Genomic DNA, 14,989 nt, shown 5'->3' with positions numbered 1-14,989 from the left:
CGGGAGTCGGGAGTCCCCGGAGGAGCACCGCGCCGGGCGGGCGCTCGGCACGATCACGGCGGGGTCCAGTCCGATCCGGCGACGGCCCAGCAGATCGAGATCCAGACGATCTGGCCGCCGATCCCGAGCAGGACCAGCGCGACGCGGAAGACCGGCGAGCGCGGCACCGCCAGCGCTCCGACGAGCGGGAACATCGGGCCCAGCAGCCGGAAGGTGCTCGACTGCGGGAAGAAGAACGCCAGCAGGTAGACGCCGTACCCGGCGACCCAGGCCCGGCTGAAGAGATCCAGCCTCCGTGTCCACGGTGCGGCGAGGATCCCGACGAACGCCGCCAGCAGGAGCACCACCAGGACGACGCCGACGGCCGGAGCCCCGAACCACCACGAGCCCCACCAGGCGCCGCCCTGGAACCACGGAGTCAGCGGGAGCAGCTCCTGGTAGCCGATGTAGACCGCACGCCACGCCAGCTCGGTGTCGGTGTACGCGGTCATCGACCCGGTGACGGCCCACGCCACGGCGGGCCAGAGGAAGCCGACCACGAGCCCCCACGCCGTCAGGCCCACGGCCGGCAGCCACTCCGACCGCGGGAACGGCTCCGTGCGGCGCCGGACGAACCGGTAGACGACGTACAGGCCGAGCGCGGCGGCGAAGGCGAGCCCGCTCGGCCGGGTCAGGCCCAGCAGCAGCACCACGGGCACGACCGCGAGCCAGCGCCGCCTCACCAGGAGGAGGAGCGTGACCGCGGTCAGGAGCATCGCCATCGACTCCGCGTAGGCGAGCTGCATCAGCGGCGAGGTCGGCGCCACGCAGAACAGCAGCACCGCCGTCAGCGACTGCGACTCGCCGAGGGAGTGCCGGAAGAGGCGGTACAGGACGAGGCAGGCTCCGGCTCCGCACAGGACGGAGACGGTCACGGCGGCCGGAGCCCAGGTGAGGCCGGTGACCGCCATCAGCACCTTCACGACGCCCGGGTAGAGCGGCATGAAGGCCCAGGCGTTCTCCCCCACGTGGCCGTCCTGCGTGATCGGCAGGAAGCCGGGGTATCCGGTGGCCGCGATGATCTCGTACCAGCGGCCGTCCCACATCGACGCGAAGGCCGAGTAGGACGGGGAGGGCCCGGTCCACGGGTTCGCGAGCTGGTGCGCAGCGAACTGCAGCAGGATCACCGTCGTGACCGCGCGGGTCGCGATGTACACCAGGAGGACCCGCGCCCACCACGGGACCAGGCGCAGGCGGAGGCGGACGGGGACGGCCGTGGCGGTCGCGCTCACAGGGACGCGGTCAGCCAGCGGCGGAGGCCCTCGGCGCACTCGGTGATCTCGTGCACCGCCACGCGCTCGTCGTCGGCGTGGGCCCGGAGCGGGTCGCCCGGTCCGTAGTTCACAGCCGGGATGCCCATGGCGGAGAACCGCGCGACGTCGGTCCAGCCGTACTTGGGCTTCGCCTCGGCTCCGACGGCCGCGAGGAAGGCCTGGGCCAGAGGTGCGTCCAGCCCCGGGCGGGCGCCCTCGGCCAGATCGTCCACCGTCACCTCGAACTCCTCGAAGAGCTCCTCGAGGTGGGCGAGCGCCTCCTCCCCGGACCGGTCGGGGGCGAAGCGGTAGTTGACCTGCACCGTGCAGAGGTCCGGGATCACGTTGCCCGCGACCCCGCCGGTGACGCGCACGGCGTTGACGCCCTCGCGGTACACGAGGCCCTCGACCTCGACCTCGCGCGGTACGTAGGCGGCGAGGCGGTCGAGGATCGGCGCCGCCGCGTGGATCGCGTTCTCGCCGACCCAGCTGCGGGCGGAGTGGGCGCGGACGCCACGGGTGACCACGTCGACCCGGAGCGTCCCGTTGCAGCCGCCCTCCACTGCTCCGCTGGTCGGCTCGCCGAGCACGGCGAAGTCGGCGGAGAAGAGGTCGGGGCGGTGCCGGGAGAGACGGCCGAGGCCGTTGAGGTCCGCTGCGACCTCCTCGTTGTCGTACCACATCCAGGTGATGTCGACGGCCGGATCGGAGAGCTCGGCGGCGAGGACGAGCTGCACCGCCACTCCGGCCTTCATGTCGACGGTCCCGCGGCCGACCAGGTGCTCGACGCCGTCGATCGTCTCGGCGACGACGGGCAGGTTGCCGTTGACCGGCACCGTGTCGAGGTGCCCGGCGATCACGACGCGCTGGGCGAGGCCGAGGTTCGTCCGCGCCACGACGGTGTGGCCGTCGCGGATGACCTCGAGGTGGTCGTACTGCTCGAGCGCCCACTGCACAGCGTCCGCGATCTCGAGCTCGTCGCCCGAGACGGACGGGATGTCGCAGAGGATCCGCGTCAGGGCGACCGGATCGGTGCGCAGATCGAGCGGAGGGGCGGTGGTCGGATCGGCCATGCGCCCCAGGGTAGCGGCCGGACGCTCCGCGCTACCCTGATCGGCATGACCCTCGAGCACTCCGCAGACTCCTCCGCGCCCGCCTCCGCCTGGGGATACGGGCTCGCCACCGTGGCCGTCGACGGCACCGTCCTCGACACCTGGTTCCCGGAGCCGCGCCTCGGCACCATCCCGGCCGGCCGCGACCCCTGGATCGTGCCGGCGGAGTTCGAGGAGCAGGCCGGCGAGGATCCGCGCCGCGAGGTCCGCATCGACGTGGTCACGCTGCAGATCGACGTGCAGGCGCCGCCCGCCTCCACGTCCGACGCCTACCTGCGGCTGCACCTGCTCTCGCACCTCCTGGTCCGCCCGAACGAGGTGAACCTCGACGGCGTCTTCGCCCACCTGCCGAACGTGGTGTGGACGAACGCCGGTCCGGTCTCGCCGGAGTCGTTCACCCGCCTGCGGCCCTCGCTCCGGCGCCACGGCATCCAGGCCACCGGCATCGACAAGTTCCCGCGGCTGACCGACTACGTCACCCCCGCGAAGGTGCGCATCGCGGACACCTCGCGCGTCCGCCTCGGGGCGCACCTGGCACCCGGCACGACGGTGATGCACGAGGGCTTCGTCAACTTCAACGCCGGGACCCTCGGCAGCTCGATGGTCGAGGGGCGCATCTCGCAGGGCGTCGTGGTCGGCGACGGCTCGGACATCGGCGGCGGCGCGTCCATCATGGGCACCCTCTCGGGCGGAGGAGTGCAGCGCGTCTCGATCGGCGCGCGGGCGCTGCTGGGTGCGAACTCGGGCATCGGCATCTCCCTCGGCGACGACACCGTCGTCGAGGCCGGCCTCTACGTGACCGCCGGCACCAAGGTCGTCGTGGTCGGCGGAGCGCCGCGCGCCGACGGCGCCCCGCAGACCGTGAAGGCCGTGCAGCTCTCGGGCGTGCCGAACCTGCTCTTCCGCCGCAACTCCCTCACCGGGGCCGTCGAGGTCCTCCCCCGCACCGGCGCCGGCATCGAGCTGAACGCCGCCCTGCACGCCTGACCCTGCACGCCTGACCCGCGGGCGGGCGTCCGGCGCCGCCGGTCCCGCAGGCGGCGCCCCGGGACGACCCGAGCTGATCGGGTCCGCCGTCTCATGCTGGTCGAGGGGCCGCCGCAGGCGGCGTATCGAGACCATCTCCTCCCGAACAGCGGCCCGTCAGCGCCGGGCGGCAGCCGGCGAACACCGCGTCCAGCGCTTCGCGCCTCCTCGCCGCGCGTCGAGCAGCACGGGGAGCGGCCGCGCCGGGCGCTCCTCCATAAGCGCGGTTCCCTCCGCACTCACACAGGATGGTCCTGGACGCCGCCTCCATGCGCTCGCGGCAGCCGGTGCGCCTGCTCTGGCACGAGGAGTTCGAGGGCATCGCAGAGGCGTTCTGGTGGGAGAAGCGGTCCCGGAACCGGAGCCGTGCCCAGCGCGAGGCGCTGATGCGCGGCGACCACGCCGCTCTGCGTCCCGCCTCGAGGAAGAGGCTCGAGCCTCGTCAGGCCGACGAGACCCCATGAAGGGGGCGCAGAGCCGGACGGTCTCGGTACGCCACCTGCGGCGGCTACTCGACCACCGACCGGAGCCGGAGACGGGCGCGTCGATCGGCGAGAACCCGCCCCCCTGGCGGGGACGGGCTCTCGGGGACCGGTCAGCGGTCGGTCGGCCAGTGGCGCTCGGGCGAGCCCATGTAGAGCTGCTGCGGGCGGCCGATCTTGGTCTGCTTGTCGGTGTTCATCTCGCGCCAGTGGGCGATCCAGCCGGGCAGGCGGCCGATCGCGAAGAGCACGGTGAACATCCGGGTCGGGAAGCCCATCGCCTTGTAGATGACGCCCGTGTAGAAGTCGACGTTCGGGTAGAGGCGCCGCTCCTTGAAGTAGTCGTCCTCGAGCGCGAGGGCCTCGAGCTCCATCGCGATGTCGAGCAGCGGGTCCTTCACGCCGAGGGCCTGCAGGACCTCGGAGGCGCTCTCCTTGACCAGCTTCGCGCGCGGGTCGTAGTTCTTGTACACCCGGTGGCCGAAGCCCATCAGGCGCACGCCCTCCTCCTTGTTCTTCACCCGCTCGACGAACGTCGACACGCTCTCGCCCGACTCGCGGATCCGTCCGAGCATGGTGAGCACCGCCTCGTTCGCTCCGCCGTGCAGAGGGCCGAACAGTGCGTTGATGCCGGCCGAGACGGAGGCGTAGAGGTTCGCCTCGGTGGAGCCGACGAGGCGAACGGTCGACGTCGACGCGTTCTGCTCGTGGTCCTCGTGGAGGATCAGGAGGCGGTCGAGCGCCTTCGAGAGCACCGGGTCGACCTGGTACTGCTCGGCCATCGTGCCGAAGTTGAGGCGGAGGAAGTTGTCGACGAAGCTCAGCGAGTTGTCCGGGTAGAGGAACGCCTGGCCGATCGCCTTCTTGTGGGCGTACGCCGCCATCACGGGCAGCTTCGCCAGGAGGCGGATCGTGGTGAGCTCCACCGCCTCGGGATCCTTGGGGTTGGAGCTGTCCTCGTAGTACGTCGACAGGGCCGAGACTCCGGCCGAGAGCACCGACATGGGGTGCGCGCTGTGCGGGAGCGCGTCGAAGAAGCGCTTGAGATCCTCGTGGAGGAGCGTGTGGCGGCGGATGCGCTCGTCGAAGCCCGCGAGCTCGTCGGCCGTCGGCAGCTCGCCGTAGATGAGGAGCCAGGCCACCTCGAGGTAGGTCGCGTTGGTGGCCACCTCCTCGATCGGGTAGCCGCGGTAGCGGAGGATCCCCTGGTCGCCGTCGATGTAGGTGATCTGCGACTTGGTCGCCGCCGTGTTCACGAAGCCGTAGTCGAGCGACATGAAGCCGGTCTGCTTCGAGAGGGTCGAGAAGTCGATGCTCGAGGAGCCGTCGACGCTGCGCAGGACCGGGAAGTCCGCGGTGCGGTCGCCGAAGGTGAGCGTGACCTTCTCGGGGAGCTCCTGCTCCGCCGGCGCGGGAGGCGTCGTCGCGGCGCTCCCGGTCGCGGGCTCCGTGGAGCCCACCGTCGCGGTTCCGTCGCTCTGCGTGCCGGATTCGGTCACAACGCCTCCCAGGTCGTCGCGGTCGCACCCCGGAAGCGCTCGCACGGAGCGGGCGGCGCCGGGTCTGGATCGTGGTGCAGCCGGGGCCTCGCGAGGCGCCGTCGACCGAACCACATACAGCCTATGGGCAAAGCGGGGGCACTGTGACATCGCCCAGCGCTGGGGCCGGGGCCTTGTCGGAACCCGTCAGGATCGGCCGGGTCGAGCCCCTCAGAGGCCGCCGGACAGGCGCTCGACGGCCGCGTCGATCCGCTCGTCGGAGGCCGTCAGCGAGAGGCGCACGTGCTCGGGGAAGCCCTCCCCGTAGAAGACGCCGGGGCCCGCGAGGACGCCGAGGCGGGCGAGGCGGTCGATGGACTCCCAGGCCGGGCGGCCCTCGGTCGCCCACAGGTAGAGGCCGGCCTCGCTGCGGTCGACCCGGAAGCCCGCGGACTCGAGGGCGGGCCGGAGGCGGTCGCGGCGGGAGCGGTAGCGCTCCTTCTGCGCGACGACGTGCTCGTCGTCGGCGAGGGCGACGATCATCGCCTCCTGCAGCGGACCGGGCACGATCATGCCCGCGTGCTTGCGGACGGTCACCAGGCGCGCGATCAGGGCCGCGTCCCCGGCGACGAAGGCGGCGCGGTAGCCGGCGAGGTTCGACTGCTTGCTCAGCGAGTAGACGCCGAGGACCCCGGTACGGTCCTCCCCCACCACGCGCGGGTCGAGGACGCTCGGGATCGGCTCGTCGGCCCAGCGGCCGTCCCAGCCGAGCTCGGCGTAGCACTCGTCCCCCGCGATCACGGCCCCCAGCTCACGGGCACGCGCGACGGCGCGCTGCAGGGCGGACACGTCGAGCACGGCGCCGTCGGGGTTGCCGGGAGAGTTGAGCCAGACCAGGCGGGTCGTCGCGGGCCATTCGGCCGGGTCGTCGGAGGCGAGCGCCTCGGCGCCGGCGATCGCCGCGCCCATCGCGTACGTCGGGTAGGCGGCGCGCGGATGCACGACCACGTCCCCCTCCCCGAGTCCGAGGAGGAAGGGCAGCCAGGCGACGAGCTCCTTGGAGCCGATCGTCGGCAGGACCTCGTCGATCCCGAGGCCCTCGACTCCGCGCCGCCGCGCGTACCAGGCGGCGATCGCCTCGCGCAGAGCGGGGGTGCCCACGGTCGTGGGGTACGCGTGCGAGTCCGTCGCGCGGGCGAGCGCGTCGCGGATCGGGGCGGGCGTCGGGTCCACCGGCGAGCCGATCGACAGGTCGACGATCCCGCCGGGGTGCTCCGCCGCCGTGCGGGCGAAGGGCGCCATCAGGTCCCAGGGGTAGTCGGGCAGCGCGCCGAGGGCCACGGGAGCGGCCTCAGTGGCTCTGAGGAGGCAGCGCCGCGATGACCGGGTGGTCCTTCGCGATCACGCCGACCTTGGCGGCTCCGCCCGGGGAGCCGATCTCGTCGAAGAACTCGACGTTGGCCTTGTAGTAGTCGGACCACTCCTCGGGGAGGTCGTCCTCGTAGTAGATCGCCTCAACGGGGCAGACCGGCTCGCAGGCACCGCAGTCCACGCACTCGTCCGGGTGGATGTAGAGCGAGCGCTCGCCTTCGTAGATGCAGTCGACCGGGCACTCGTCGATGCAGGCGCGGTCTTTGACATCGACGCACGGAAGTGCGATCACGTAGGTCACGGTGCTCCAGGTCCCTTCGAACAGTGTCTCTATCGTACGGGGGCCGACGGGGCGTCGGCGTCCGCGGGCCGCGGGGCGGCGGCGGGAGCGGCCGCCCGCAGCCGCGGCCACGCGATCACGACGAGGGCGATGAGGGCGGGGAGGAAGGTCCAGGCCACGCCGAGGCCGTTCGCCGGGACGAGGACGGATCCGCCGGTGCTGCGCAGGGCGAGCAGCCCGATCATCCCGAGCAGGCCCATCGCGGTGCAGAACGCGACGAACCGGTCGATGAGCACGAGGCGCAGCCCGAGCAGGAGCAGCAGCACGCCGGCGAGGGAGGCGGCCAGGCCGACCGGGAGGACGACACCGCCGACCGACACGGTGCTCTGATGGGCGACGGTCGTGATCGCTCCGACCACCGCGCCGACCAGGACTCCGGCGACGCCCGACAGCACGCGCGATCCCAGCGTCGGACGCTCCTCCGGCAGCGGCGCCGGACGGCCCGCCTGCGCGACCGGGCGGAAGCGCTCGATGCGGCCGATGGGGAACGGCGGACCGCTCGAGAGGCGGGCCTCGTCACCCTCGACCACCAGCTGCGTCGCGTGCGCCTCGAGGGCCGCGCGCTTGCGGGCGTGGTCCTCGGCGGACAGCTCGATCACGACGTCGCCGGGGAGGGGCGGGGCCGCGTCGGGGAGGACGGCGAGGAAGCGCAGGCCCAGCAGCTCGGCGGCGCGCTCGGCGACCCGGGCGGTGCGGACGTGGTCGGGGTGGCCGTAGCCGCCGCCCGCGTCGTAGGACAGCACGACGCCCGCATCGACCTGCCGCAGGACGGCGACGAGATCGGCCACCTCCTCGTCCTCGGGCGCGGCGGTGAAGGACGCGGGATGCACCGGCTCGAGCGGCACCGGGACGCGGCCGGGCCCCCACTGCATGCCGGAGTCCCGGTAGACGCGCGGAGCGAGGCCGGGTGCGCGGGCGCCCGCCTCGCCGAGGAAGCGGTGGTCGGCGACGCCGAGGGCCGTCAGGGCGACGACGAGCTCGGTCGTCCGGTGCGCGGCCAGCTCGGCCGAGCCCTCGAGCGGAGCGAGGTCCTCGGGGATGACCTCGCCGCACTCCCCCCGCGTGGCGGTGACGACGGTGACGGAGGCGCCCTGCGCCACCAGCCGCGCCAGGGTTCCGCCCATGGTGATCGTCTCGTCGTCGGGGTGGGCGTGCACCGCCACCACCCGCTCCGCTGCTGCGTCCCGGCCCGCGTCCACTCTCCGCCTCTCGTCCTGCGCGGCCTCCGCTGCGGGCGCTTCTGGACAGCGACCGGGCAGCGGACTACAGTCGACCCGGGTTAGGCAAGGCTTACCGAACAACGGAGCCCCGCCGACCGGATCGACTCGGGGCGGGAGTCGCCCCCTCCTCGTCCACCATCGACCAAGAGAACACGCGTGCTCGCAAACTACCTCATCGGCCTCCGCGAAGGCCTCGAAGCCGGCCTCGTGGTCGGGATCCTCGTGGCCTACCTGACCAAGCTCGGACGGCGCGACGTGCTGCCGCGGCTCTGGACCGGCATCGCCGCGGCGATCGCGATCTCGCTCGTCACCGGTGCGATCCTCACCTGGGGCCCCTCGACCCTGTCGTTCCAAGCCCAGGAGCTCATCGGCGGCGGCCTCTCGATCCTTGCGGTCGGGCTGGTCACCTGGATGATCTTCTGGATGGGCGCGAACGCCCGCAGCATGAAGGGCGACCTCGAGTCCCGGCTCGACGGCGCCGTCGCGGGGTCGGCCCTCGGCATCGTCCTCCTCGGCTTCATCAGCGTCGGCCGCGAGGGCATCGAGACGGCGCTCTTCGTCTGGGCGAGCGTGTCCTCGAGCAGTGCGGGGTCGGGATCCAGCGCGTGGGTCGGCACGGTCGGCGCGCTGCTGGGCATCCTCAGCTCGGTCGTCATCGCGCACCTGATCTTCCGGGGCTTCGTCCGGATCGACCTCGGGCGCTTCTTCACCTGGACGGGCGGCTTCCTCATCCTCGTCGCGGCCGGCGTCCTCTCCTACGGCGTCGGCGACCTGCAGGAGGCGTCGCTCCTGCCCGGCTGGGGCACCCCGCTGTTCTCGCTCGGCCCGATCCTCCCGCCGCCCGTGACCGCGGTGGTCGGCGGCCTCTTCAACTACACGCCCGAGCCGACCGCTCTGCAGTTCGCCGCCTGGCTGCTCTACCTCGTCGTCGTCGGCGCCCTGTTCGTCCGCCAGGTCCGCCTGCGCGGCCCGCGACGGGGCAGCGCAGCCCCGGTCGCCGCTCCCGCTCCCACCTCCGTCTGACCCGCTCCGGCACCGCCGGCGCACTCGCCCCGATCCAGGAGAAGCATGTCCTCGCGCGCTCGTCCCACCCTCCCCCGCGTCACCCTCGGCCTCGCCGGAGCCGGCGCCCTGGCGCTGATCCTCACGGGCTGCGTACCGAACACCCCCGCGTCCTCCTCCTCCGCCGCGCTCGACGTCGCGATCAGGGACGACGCCTGCGAGGTGTCGACGGCGACCGCCGAGGCGGGAGCGGTGACGTTCTCTCTGACCAACGGCGGCTCGGACGTCAACGAGTTCGAGATCCTGGCCGAGGACAAGCTGCGGATCGTGGGCGAGAAGGAGAACGTGACCCCGGGCCAGAGCGTCTCCTACGTCGCTCAGCTCGAGCCGGGCACCTACTACACCGCCTGCAAGTTCCAGCAGGTCGGCGCCCCGGTCGGGCTGAGCGAGTTCACCGTGACCGGTGAGGCCACCGCTCAATCGGCGGACGAGAAGGCGGCGACGGAGGCGGCGGTCACCAACTACGTGGCGTACGTGAAGTCGCAGGTGGGCGAGCTGCTCCCCGCGGTCGCCGAGTTCGCGCAGGCCTACGAGGCCGGCGACGACGAGAAGGCGCGCGGCCTCTTCGCGTCGACCCGCGTCTTCTACGAGCGGATCGAGCCGACCGCGGAGGCGTTCGGCGACCTCGACCCGCGCATCGACTACCGCGAGGTCGACGCCGTCGCCGAGGGCCTGGACTGGACCGGCTTCCACCGCATCGAGAAGGACCTGTGGGCCCCCGCGGAGGGTGCGCTCAACTCCGACGGCACGAGCGCGCTCCTCGACTGGGCGCCCTCCACCCCCGAGCAGCGCGCGCAGTTCGGCCAGGGCCTCGTCGACGACGTGCAGAGCCTGGCCGACCTCGTGAACGCGCCCGGCTTCACCGTCTCGGTGGGCGACATCTCGAACGGCGCCATCGGCCTGCTCGACGAGGTCGCGGCCGGCAAGATCACGGGCGAGGAGGACTGGTGGTCGAGCACCGACCTCACCGACTTCGCCGCGAACGTCCAGGGCGCGGAGGTGGCGTTCGGCAATGTCGAGCCGATCGCGACCGCCAGCGGCGACGAGGGCGCCGACCTCACCGGACGGATCACGCAGCGGTTCTCCGAGCTCGACGCCCTGCTCGCGCAGTACGGCTCGATCGACTCCGGCTTCGCCGCGTACTCCACCGTCACCGCGGAGCAGAAGAAGGAGCTCTCGGACGCGGTCAACGCTCTCTCCGAGCCGCTCTCGCAGCTGACCCACACGGTGCTGGGCGTCGAGGAGCCGGCCGCGTAGTGGACGCCGAGCAGCACGAGGGAGCCCGGCCGGCGGATTCCGAGCAGCCCGCCGATGAGCCCCGCCGGCTCTCGCGGCGCGGGCTGCTCGGCCTCGTCTCGGCGGGGACTGCCGGGCTGGCCGCCGGAGTGGGCGGCACGGTGGCCGTCACGTCGTCCGCGAGCGCGACGGCCTCCTCCGCCACGCGCACCGTGCCGTTCTTCGGCGCGAATCAGGCGGGCATCACCACCGCCGCGCAGGACCGGCTGCACTTCGCCGCGTTCGACCTCGCCGCGGGCACCACGCGCGAGGACCTCGTCGAGCTCCTGAAGGACTGGACGCTCGCCGCCTCCCGGATGACCCAGGGCCTCGAGGTCGGCGAGACCGGCGCGGTGGACGGGCCGGACACGGCTCCCCCGGAGGACACCGGGGAGGCGCTCGGACTCGACGCCGCGTCCCTCACCGTCACGGTCGGCTTCGGACCCACCCTCTTCACGGACGAGTCCGGCGCCGACCGCTTCGGCCTCGCCGACCGCCGGCCTCCGCAGCTGCAGGCCCTGCCCCGCTTCCGCGGCGACGCGCTCATCCCCTCGGCCGGCGGCGGCGACCTGTGCATCCAGGCCTGCGCCGACGATCCGCAAGTCGCCGTGCACGCCATCCGCAACCTGAGCCGGATCGCGTTCGGCCGGGCCTCGCTCCGCTGGTCGCAGCTCGGCTTCGGCCGCACCTCCTCGACGTCCACCGCCCAGGCGACTCCGCGCAACCTCTTCGGCTTCAAGGACGGCACGGCGAACGTGAAGTCCGAGGAGGCCGACGCCGTCCAGGAGCACGTCTGGGTCCCGTCCTCCGACGGCCCCGCGTGGATGGTCGGCGGCAGCTACCTGGTCGCGCGGAAGATCCGGATGATCATCGAGACGTGGGACCGCAGCCAGCTGGGCGAGCAGGAGCGGGTCATCGGCCGCAGCAAGGGGTCCGGGGCGCCGCTCTCGGGCGGCACGGAGTTGACCGAGCCCGACTTCGCAGCGGCCGGCGCTACGGGTTCCCCGCTGATCGATCAGGAGTCGCACGTGCGCCTCGCCCACCCGAGCGTGAACAACGGGGTGCGGCTCCTGCGCCGCGGCTACAACTTCGTCGACGGCAACGACGAGCTCGGACGCTTGAACGCGGGGCTGTTCTTCCTCTCGTTCCAGCGCTCCCCGGAGCAGTTCGTCACCGTGCAGCGGAACCTCGCGACGGACGCGCTGAACGAGTACGTGAAGCACGTCGGCTCGGCCGTGTTCGCGGTGCCGCCCGGTGCCCGCGACGAGACCGACTTCCTCGGCTCCGGCCTCTTCGCCTGATCCCTGAGAGGACCCGCACTCCGTCCCAGGATCCGGCGGGCGCACTCCACGGCGCGCCGAAGCCTGCGCCCGTAGCGTCGTCGGCGATGTCCGGGAACAGTGCGAGAAGCGGCCTGACCAAGCGCGAGCGCCAGGAGCTCGCCCGAGCGCACGCGCGGGATCGCCGCGAAGCGGAGAGGCGCCGGCGGCGCCGGAACCGGCTGCTCGGGCAGGGCGGAGCGGTCGTCGGGCTCCTCGCGGTCGTGGCCCTGGTCTGCTGGAACGTCTGGTCGCAGCAGGAGGTCGCGAGCGCCGGCCCGGCAAACATGCTCAGCGACGGCATCGTCCTCGCGGGCGACGGCTCGGCCGTGACGGCGACGACGAGCGCGGCACTCGCTCCGGGAGCCTCCCCCGTCCCGACCGACGAGAGCGCCACGCGGGCGGGCGGAGTCGTCGCCGTCGACCTCTACGTCGACTACCTCTGCCCGTACTGCGGGCAGTTCGAGAAGGCGAACGCCGAGCAGCTGCAGTCGTGGCTGACGAAGGGGGCGATCACGCTCGAGATCCACCCGGTGGCGATCCTCGACTCCTCCTCGGCCGGCTCCGAGTACTCCAGCCGGGCCGCGAACACCGCGGCGTGCGTCGCCGACGAGGATCCGGACCGCTTCCTCGCCGTGAACGCGGCGCTCTTCGCGCAGCAGCCGGCGGAGGGGACGACGGGGCTCGACGACGACGCTCTGCGGGCGCTGGTGACCGGAGCGGGCGTCACCGACGACGACGTCCTCGCCTGCATGACCGGGGGCGAGTTCCGGCCCTGGGTGAAGGCCGCGACGGAGCGGGCCACCTCGCTCCCCCTCGCGAACTCCTCCCTTCCGAAGCTCGAGTCGACGCCGACCGTGCTGGTGAACGGCGAGCAGTACACGGGGAAGCCGGACGACGCGGCGGCGTTCGTCTCCTTCGTCACCTCGACGCTCGAGGCGGAGTCCGCGACCCCCTCTCCCTCTCCGAGTCCGGCGGGCTGATCCGGACCGCGAGAGACGGGATCGGCGCCGCACGCTGCAGCACCGGGCGGAGACGACGAGACCGGCCGGAGCATCGCTCCGGCCGGTCTCGTCGTGGGCGGGCGCCGAGGCGCCCGGGGCTCAGCCCTGCTTCTTGAGGCGGCTCGTCATGCGCGCGCGGGCGTTCGCATCGAGCTCCACCTTGCGGATGCGGACGACCTCGGGGGTGACCTCGACGCACTCGTCCTCGCGGGCGAACTCGAGGCACTCCTCGAGCGTCAGCTGACGCGACGGCGTCATCGACTCGAAGGTGTCGGAGGTGGACTGACGCATGTTGGTCAGCTTCTTCTCCTTGGTGATGTTGACGTCCATGTCGTCGTTGCGCGAGTTCTCGCCGATCACCATGCCCTCGTAGACCTCCTCGGTGGGGTTCACGAAGAAGGTCATCCGCTCCTGGAGCGCGATGATGGCGAACGGGGTCACGACGCCGTTGCGGTCCGCCACGATCGACCCGTTGTTGCGGGTGACGATCGCGCCGGCCCACGGCTCGTAGCCGTGCAGGATCGCGTTCGCGATGCCGGTGCCGCGCGTGGTGGTGAGGAACTCGGTGCGGAAGCCGATCAGGCCGCGCGACGGGACGATGAACTCCATGCGCACCCAACCGGTGCCGTGGTTCGACATGCCGTCCATGCGGCCCTTGCGGGCGGCGAGGAGCTGCGTGATCGCGCCGAGGTACTCCTCCGGAGCGTCGATCGTGAGGTGCTCGAAGGGCTCGTGCGTCTTGCCGTCGACCTGGCGGGTGACCACCTGGGGCTTGCCGACGGTCAGCTCGTAGCCCTCGCGGCGCATCTGCTCGACGAGGATGGCCAGCGCGAGCTCGCCGCGGCCCTGGACCTCCCACGAGTCGGGGCGTCCGATGTCGACGATCTTGAGCGACACGTTTCCGATGAGCTCGCGGTCGAGGCGGTCCTTGACCATGCGCGCCGTGAGCTTGTGGCCCTTGACCTTGCCGACGAGGGGCGAGGTATTGGTGCCGATCGTCATCGAGATCGCCGGGTCGTCGACCGTGATGGCCGGCAGCGGGCGGATGTCCTCGGGGTCGGCGATGGTCTCGCCGATGGTGATCTCGGGGAAGCCCGCGATCGCGACGATGTCGCCGGGGCCCGCGGACTCGGCCGGGTAGCGGTCGAGCGCCTTCGTGATCAGCAGCTCGGTGATGCGCGCGTTGGTGTGGGTGCCGTCGTGGTGGACCCAGGCGACCGTCTGCCCCTTCTTGATCGTGCCGTTGAAGACGCGGAGGAGGGCGAGGCGGCCGAGGAACGGCGACGCGTCGAGGTTGGTGACGTGGGCCTGGAGGGGCGCGTCGTCGTCGTAGGTCGGCGCGGGGATGTGCTTGAGGATCGCCTCGAACAGCGGCTCCAGGTCCTCGGCGTCCGGCAGCGTGCCGTCCTCGGGCTTGTTCGCCGAGGCGCGGCCGGCCTTGCCGGAGGCGTAGACCACGGGGACGTCGAGGATCGCGTCGAGGTCGAGGTCCGGCACGTCGTCGGCCATGTCGGAGGCGAGGCCGAGGAGCAGGTCCTGGCTCTCGGCGACGACCTCGTCGATGCGCGCGTCGGGGCGGTCGGTCTTGTTGACCAGGAGGATGACGGGGAGCTTCGCCTCGAGCGCCTTGCGCAGCACGAAGCGGGTCTGGGGCAGCGGGCCCTCGGACGCGTCGACGAGGAGGCAGACGCCGTCGACCATCGACAGGCCGCGCTCGACCTCGCCGCCGAAGTCGGCGTGGCCCGGGGTGTCGATGACGTTGATGGTGATGGGACCGTCGCTCGCGTGCTTGCCGCTGTACGAGACAGCGGTGTTCTTCGCGAGGATCGTGATGCCCTTCTCGCGCTCGAGCTCGTTGGAGTCCATCGCGCGCTCGTCCACGTGGGCGTGCGCGTCGAAGGAGTTCGTCTGCTTGAGCATGGCGTCGACCAGCGTGGTCTTGCCATGGTCGACGTGGGCGACGATCGCGACGTTGCGCAGGTCGGAGCGGGTGGCACTTGCCATGGAT

13 protein-coding genes are annotated in these 14,989 nt (G+C 72.2%); 6 read left to right on the top strand and 7 right to left on the bottom strand.

Annotated elements, in window-relative coordinates; genetic code table 11:
• Positions 1 to 53: 53 nt before the first annotated feature.
• Positions 54 to 1,271 carry a mannosyltransferase family protein gene (locus C5C59_RS06815; RefSeq protein ID WP_258062634.1) on the bottom strand — a complete coding sequence of 406 codons (1,218 nt, stop codon included), beginning with the start codon at positions 1,269 to 1,271 and terminating at the stop codon, positions 54 to 56.
• Positions 1,268 to 2,365, bottom strand: a complete 1,098-nt coding sequence (gene dapE / locus C5C59_RS06810; RefSeq protein ID WP_104237555.1) for a succinyl-diaminopimelate desuccinylase — start codon at positions 2,363 to 2,365, stop codon at positions 1,268 to 1,270. The genes C5C59_RS06815 and dapE overlap by 4 nt, the downstream gene beginning before the upstream one ends.
• A gap of 45 nt (positions 2,366 to 2,410) precedes the next feature.
• On the opposite strand from dapE, the gene dapD reads away from it, so the two are divergent.
• Both dapD and C5C59_RS06800 read left to right on the top strand, forming a co-directional pair.
• Positions 2,411 to 3,391 (top strand): 2,3,4,5-tetrahydropyridine-2,6-dicarboxylate N-succinyltransferase, encoded by a 981-nt coding sequence (gene dapD, locus C5C59_RS06805; RefSeq protein WP_104237554.1) that lies wholly within the window; start codon positions 2,411 to 2,413, stop codon positions 3,389 to 3,391.
• Between the two features lie 287 nt (positions 3,392 to 3,678).
• The gene (locus tag C5C59_RS06800) at positions 3,679 to 3,894 is read left to right on the top strand and encodes a hypothetical protein (RefSeq protein WP_104237553.1); all 216 of its coding nucleotides are present in this window, start codon (positions 3,679 to 3,681) and stop codon (positions 3,892 to 3,894) included.
• 131 nt (positions 3,895 to 4,025) lie between these two features.
• Here C5C59_RS06800 and C5C59_RS06795 read toward each other — a convergent pair whose 3' ends face one another.
• From C5C59_RS06795 to C5C59_RS06780, 4 genes are all read right to left on the bottom strand, one after another.
• Positions 4,026 to 5,411, bottom strand: a complete 1,386-nt coding sequence (locus C5C59_RS06795; RefSeq protein ID WP_258062633.1) for a citrate synthase — start codon at positions 5,409 to 5,411, stop codon at positions 4,026 to 4,028.
• Positions 5,412 to 5,621: 210 nt separating this feature from the next.
• The gene (gene dapC, locus C5C59_RS06790; protein ID WP_104237552.1) at positions 5,622 to 6,731 is read right to left on the bottom strand and encodes a succinyldiaminopimelate transaminase; all 1,110 of its coding nucleotides are present in this window, start codon (positions 6,729 to 6,731) and stop codon (positions 5,622 to 5,624) included.
• Between the two features lie 10 nt (positions 6,732 to 6,741).
• Entirely contained in the window at positions 6,742 to 7,062 is a 321-nt protein-coding gene (gene fdxA, locus C5C59_RS06785; RefSeq protein WP_104222984.1) for a ferredoxin, read from the bottom strand.
• 29 nt (positions 7,063 to 7,091) lie between these two features.
• On the bottom strand, positions 7,092 to 8,300 hold the full coding sequence (locus C5C59_RS06780) for a PIG-L family deacetylase (RefSeq protein ID WP_146076874.1): 1,209 nt from the start codon (positions 8,298 to 8,300) through the stop codon (positions 7,092 to 7,094).
• A 177-nt stretch (positions 8,301 to 8,477) separates the two neighbouring features.
• Between C5C59_RS06780 and efeU the strand changes: the two genes are divergently transcribed.
• The 4 genes from efeU to C5C59_RS06760 all read left to right on the top strand — a co-directional run bounded on the left by efeU (position 8,478) and on the right by C5C59_RS06760 (position 12,960).
• On the top strand, positions 8,478 to 9,344 hold the full coding sequence (gene efeU, locus C5C59_RS06775; RefSeq protein ID WP_104237550.1) for an iron uptake transporter permease EfeU: 867 nt from the start codon (positions 8,478 to 8,480) through the stop codon (positions 9,342 to 9,344).
• A gap of 45 nt (positions 9,345 to 9,389) precedes the next feature.
• Entirely contained in the window at positions 9,390 to 10,640 is a 1,251-nt protein-coding gene (efeO, locus tag C5C59_RS06770; protein ID WP_104237549.1) for an iron uptake system protein EfeO, read from the top strand.
• The gene (gene efeB / locus C5C59_RS06765; RefSeq protein WP_104237548.1) at positions 10,640 to 11,959 is read left to right on the top strand and encodes an iron uptake transporter deferrochelatase/peroxidase subunit; all 1,320 of its coding nucleotides are present in this window, start codon (positions 10,640 to 10,642) and stop codon (positions 11,957 to 11,959) included. Before efeO ends, efeB begins: the two co-directional genes overlap by 1 nt.
• Positions 11,960 to 12,045: 86 nt before the next feature.
• Positions 12,046 to 12,960 carry a thioredoxin domain-containing protein gene (locus tag C5C59_RS06760; protein ID WP_104237547.1) on the top strand — a complete coding sequence of 305 codons (915 nt, stop codon included), beginning with the start codon at positions 12,046 to 12,048 and terminating at the stop codon, positions 12,958 to 12,960.
• A 120-nt stretch (positions 12,961 to 13,080) separates the two neighbouring features.
• Here the strand turns inward: C5C59_RS06760 and typA are convergent, their stop codons facing one another.
• Positions 13,081 to 14,985: a translational GTPase TypA gene (gene typA, locus C5C59_RS06755; protein WP_104222978.1), complete on the bottom strand. Its 1,905-nt coding sequence runs from the start codon at positions 14,983 to 14,985 to the stop codon at positions 13,081 to 13,083.
• Positions 14,986 to 14,989: the final 4 nt, after the last annotated feature.

It is taken from the genome of Rathayibacter sp. AY1F4, assembly GCF_002931775.1.
Taxonomy (GTDB): domain Bacteria; phylum Actinomycetota; class Actinomycetes; order Actinomycetales; family Microbacteriaceae; genus Rathayibacter.
Note: the sequence above shows the minus strand (reverse complement) of the source record. Positions and strands in the feature narration are given on the sequence as shown.

What these genes read in the sequence shown, in the direction of transcription:
- C5C59_RS06760 (WP_104237547.1), top strand. Translation starts at nt 12,046, where the DNA reads ATGTCCGGGAACAGTGCGAGAAGCGGCCTGACCAAGCGCGAGCGCCAG.
- dapD (WP_104237554.1), top strand. Translation starts at nt 2,411, where the DNA reads ATGACCCTCGAGCACTCCGCAGACTCCTCCGCGCCCGCCTCCGCCTGG.
- C5C59_RS06800 (WP_104237553.1), top strand. Translation starts at nt 3,679, where the DNA reads ATGGTCCTGGACGCCGCCTCCATGCGCTCGCGGCAGCCGGTGCGCCTG.
- efeO (WP_104237549.1), top strand. Translation starts at nt 9,390, where the DNA reads ATGTCCTCGCGCGCTCGTCCCACCCTCCCCCGCGTCACCCTCGGCCTC.
- dapE (WP_104237555.1), bottom strand. Translation starts at nt 2,365, where the DNA reads ATGGCCGATCCGACCACCGCCCCTCCGCTCGATCTGCGCACCGATCCG.
- typA (WP_104222978.1), bottom strand. Translation starts at nt 14,985, where the DNA reads ATGGCAAGTGCCACCCGCTCCGACCTGCGCAACGTCGCGATCGTCGCC.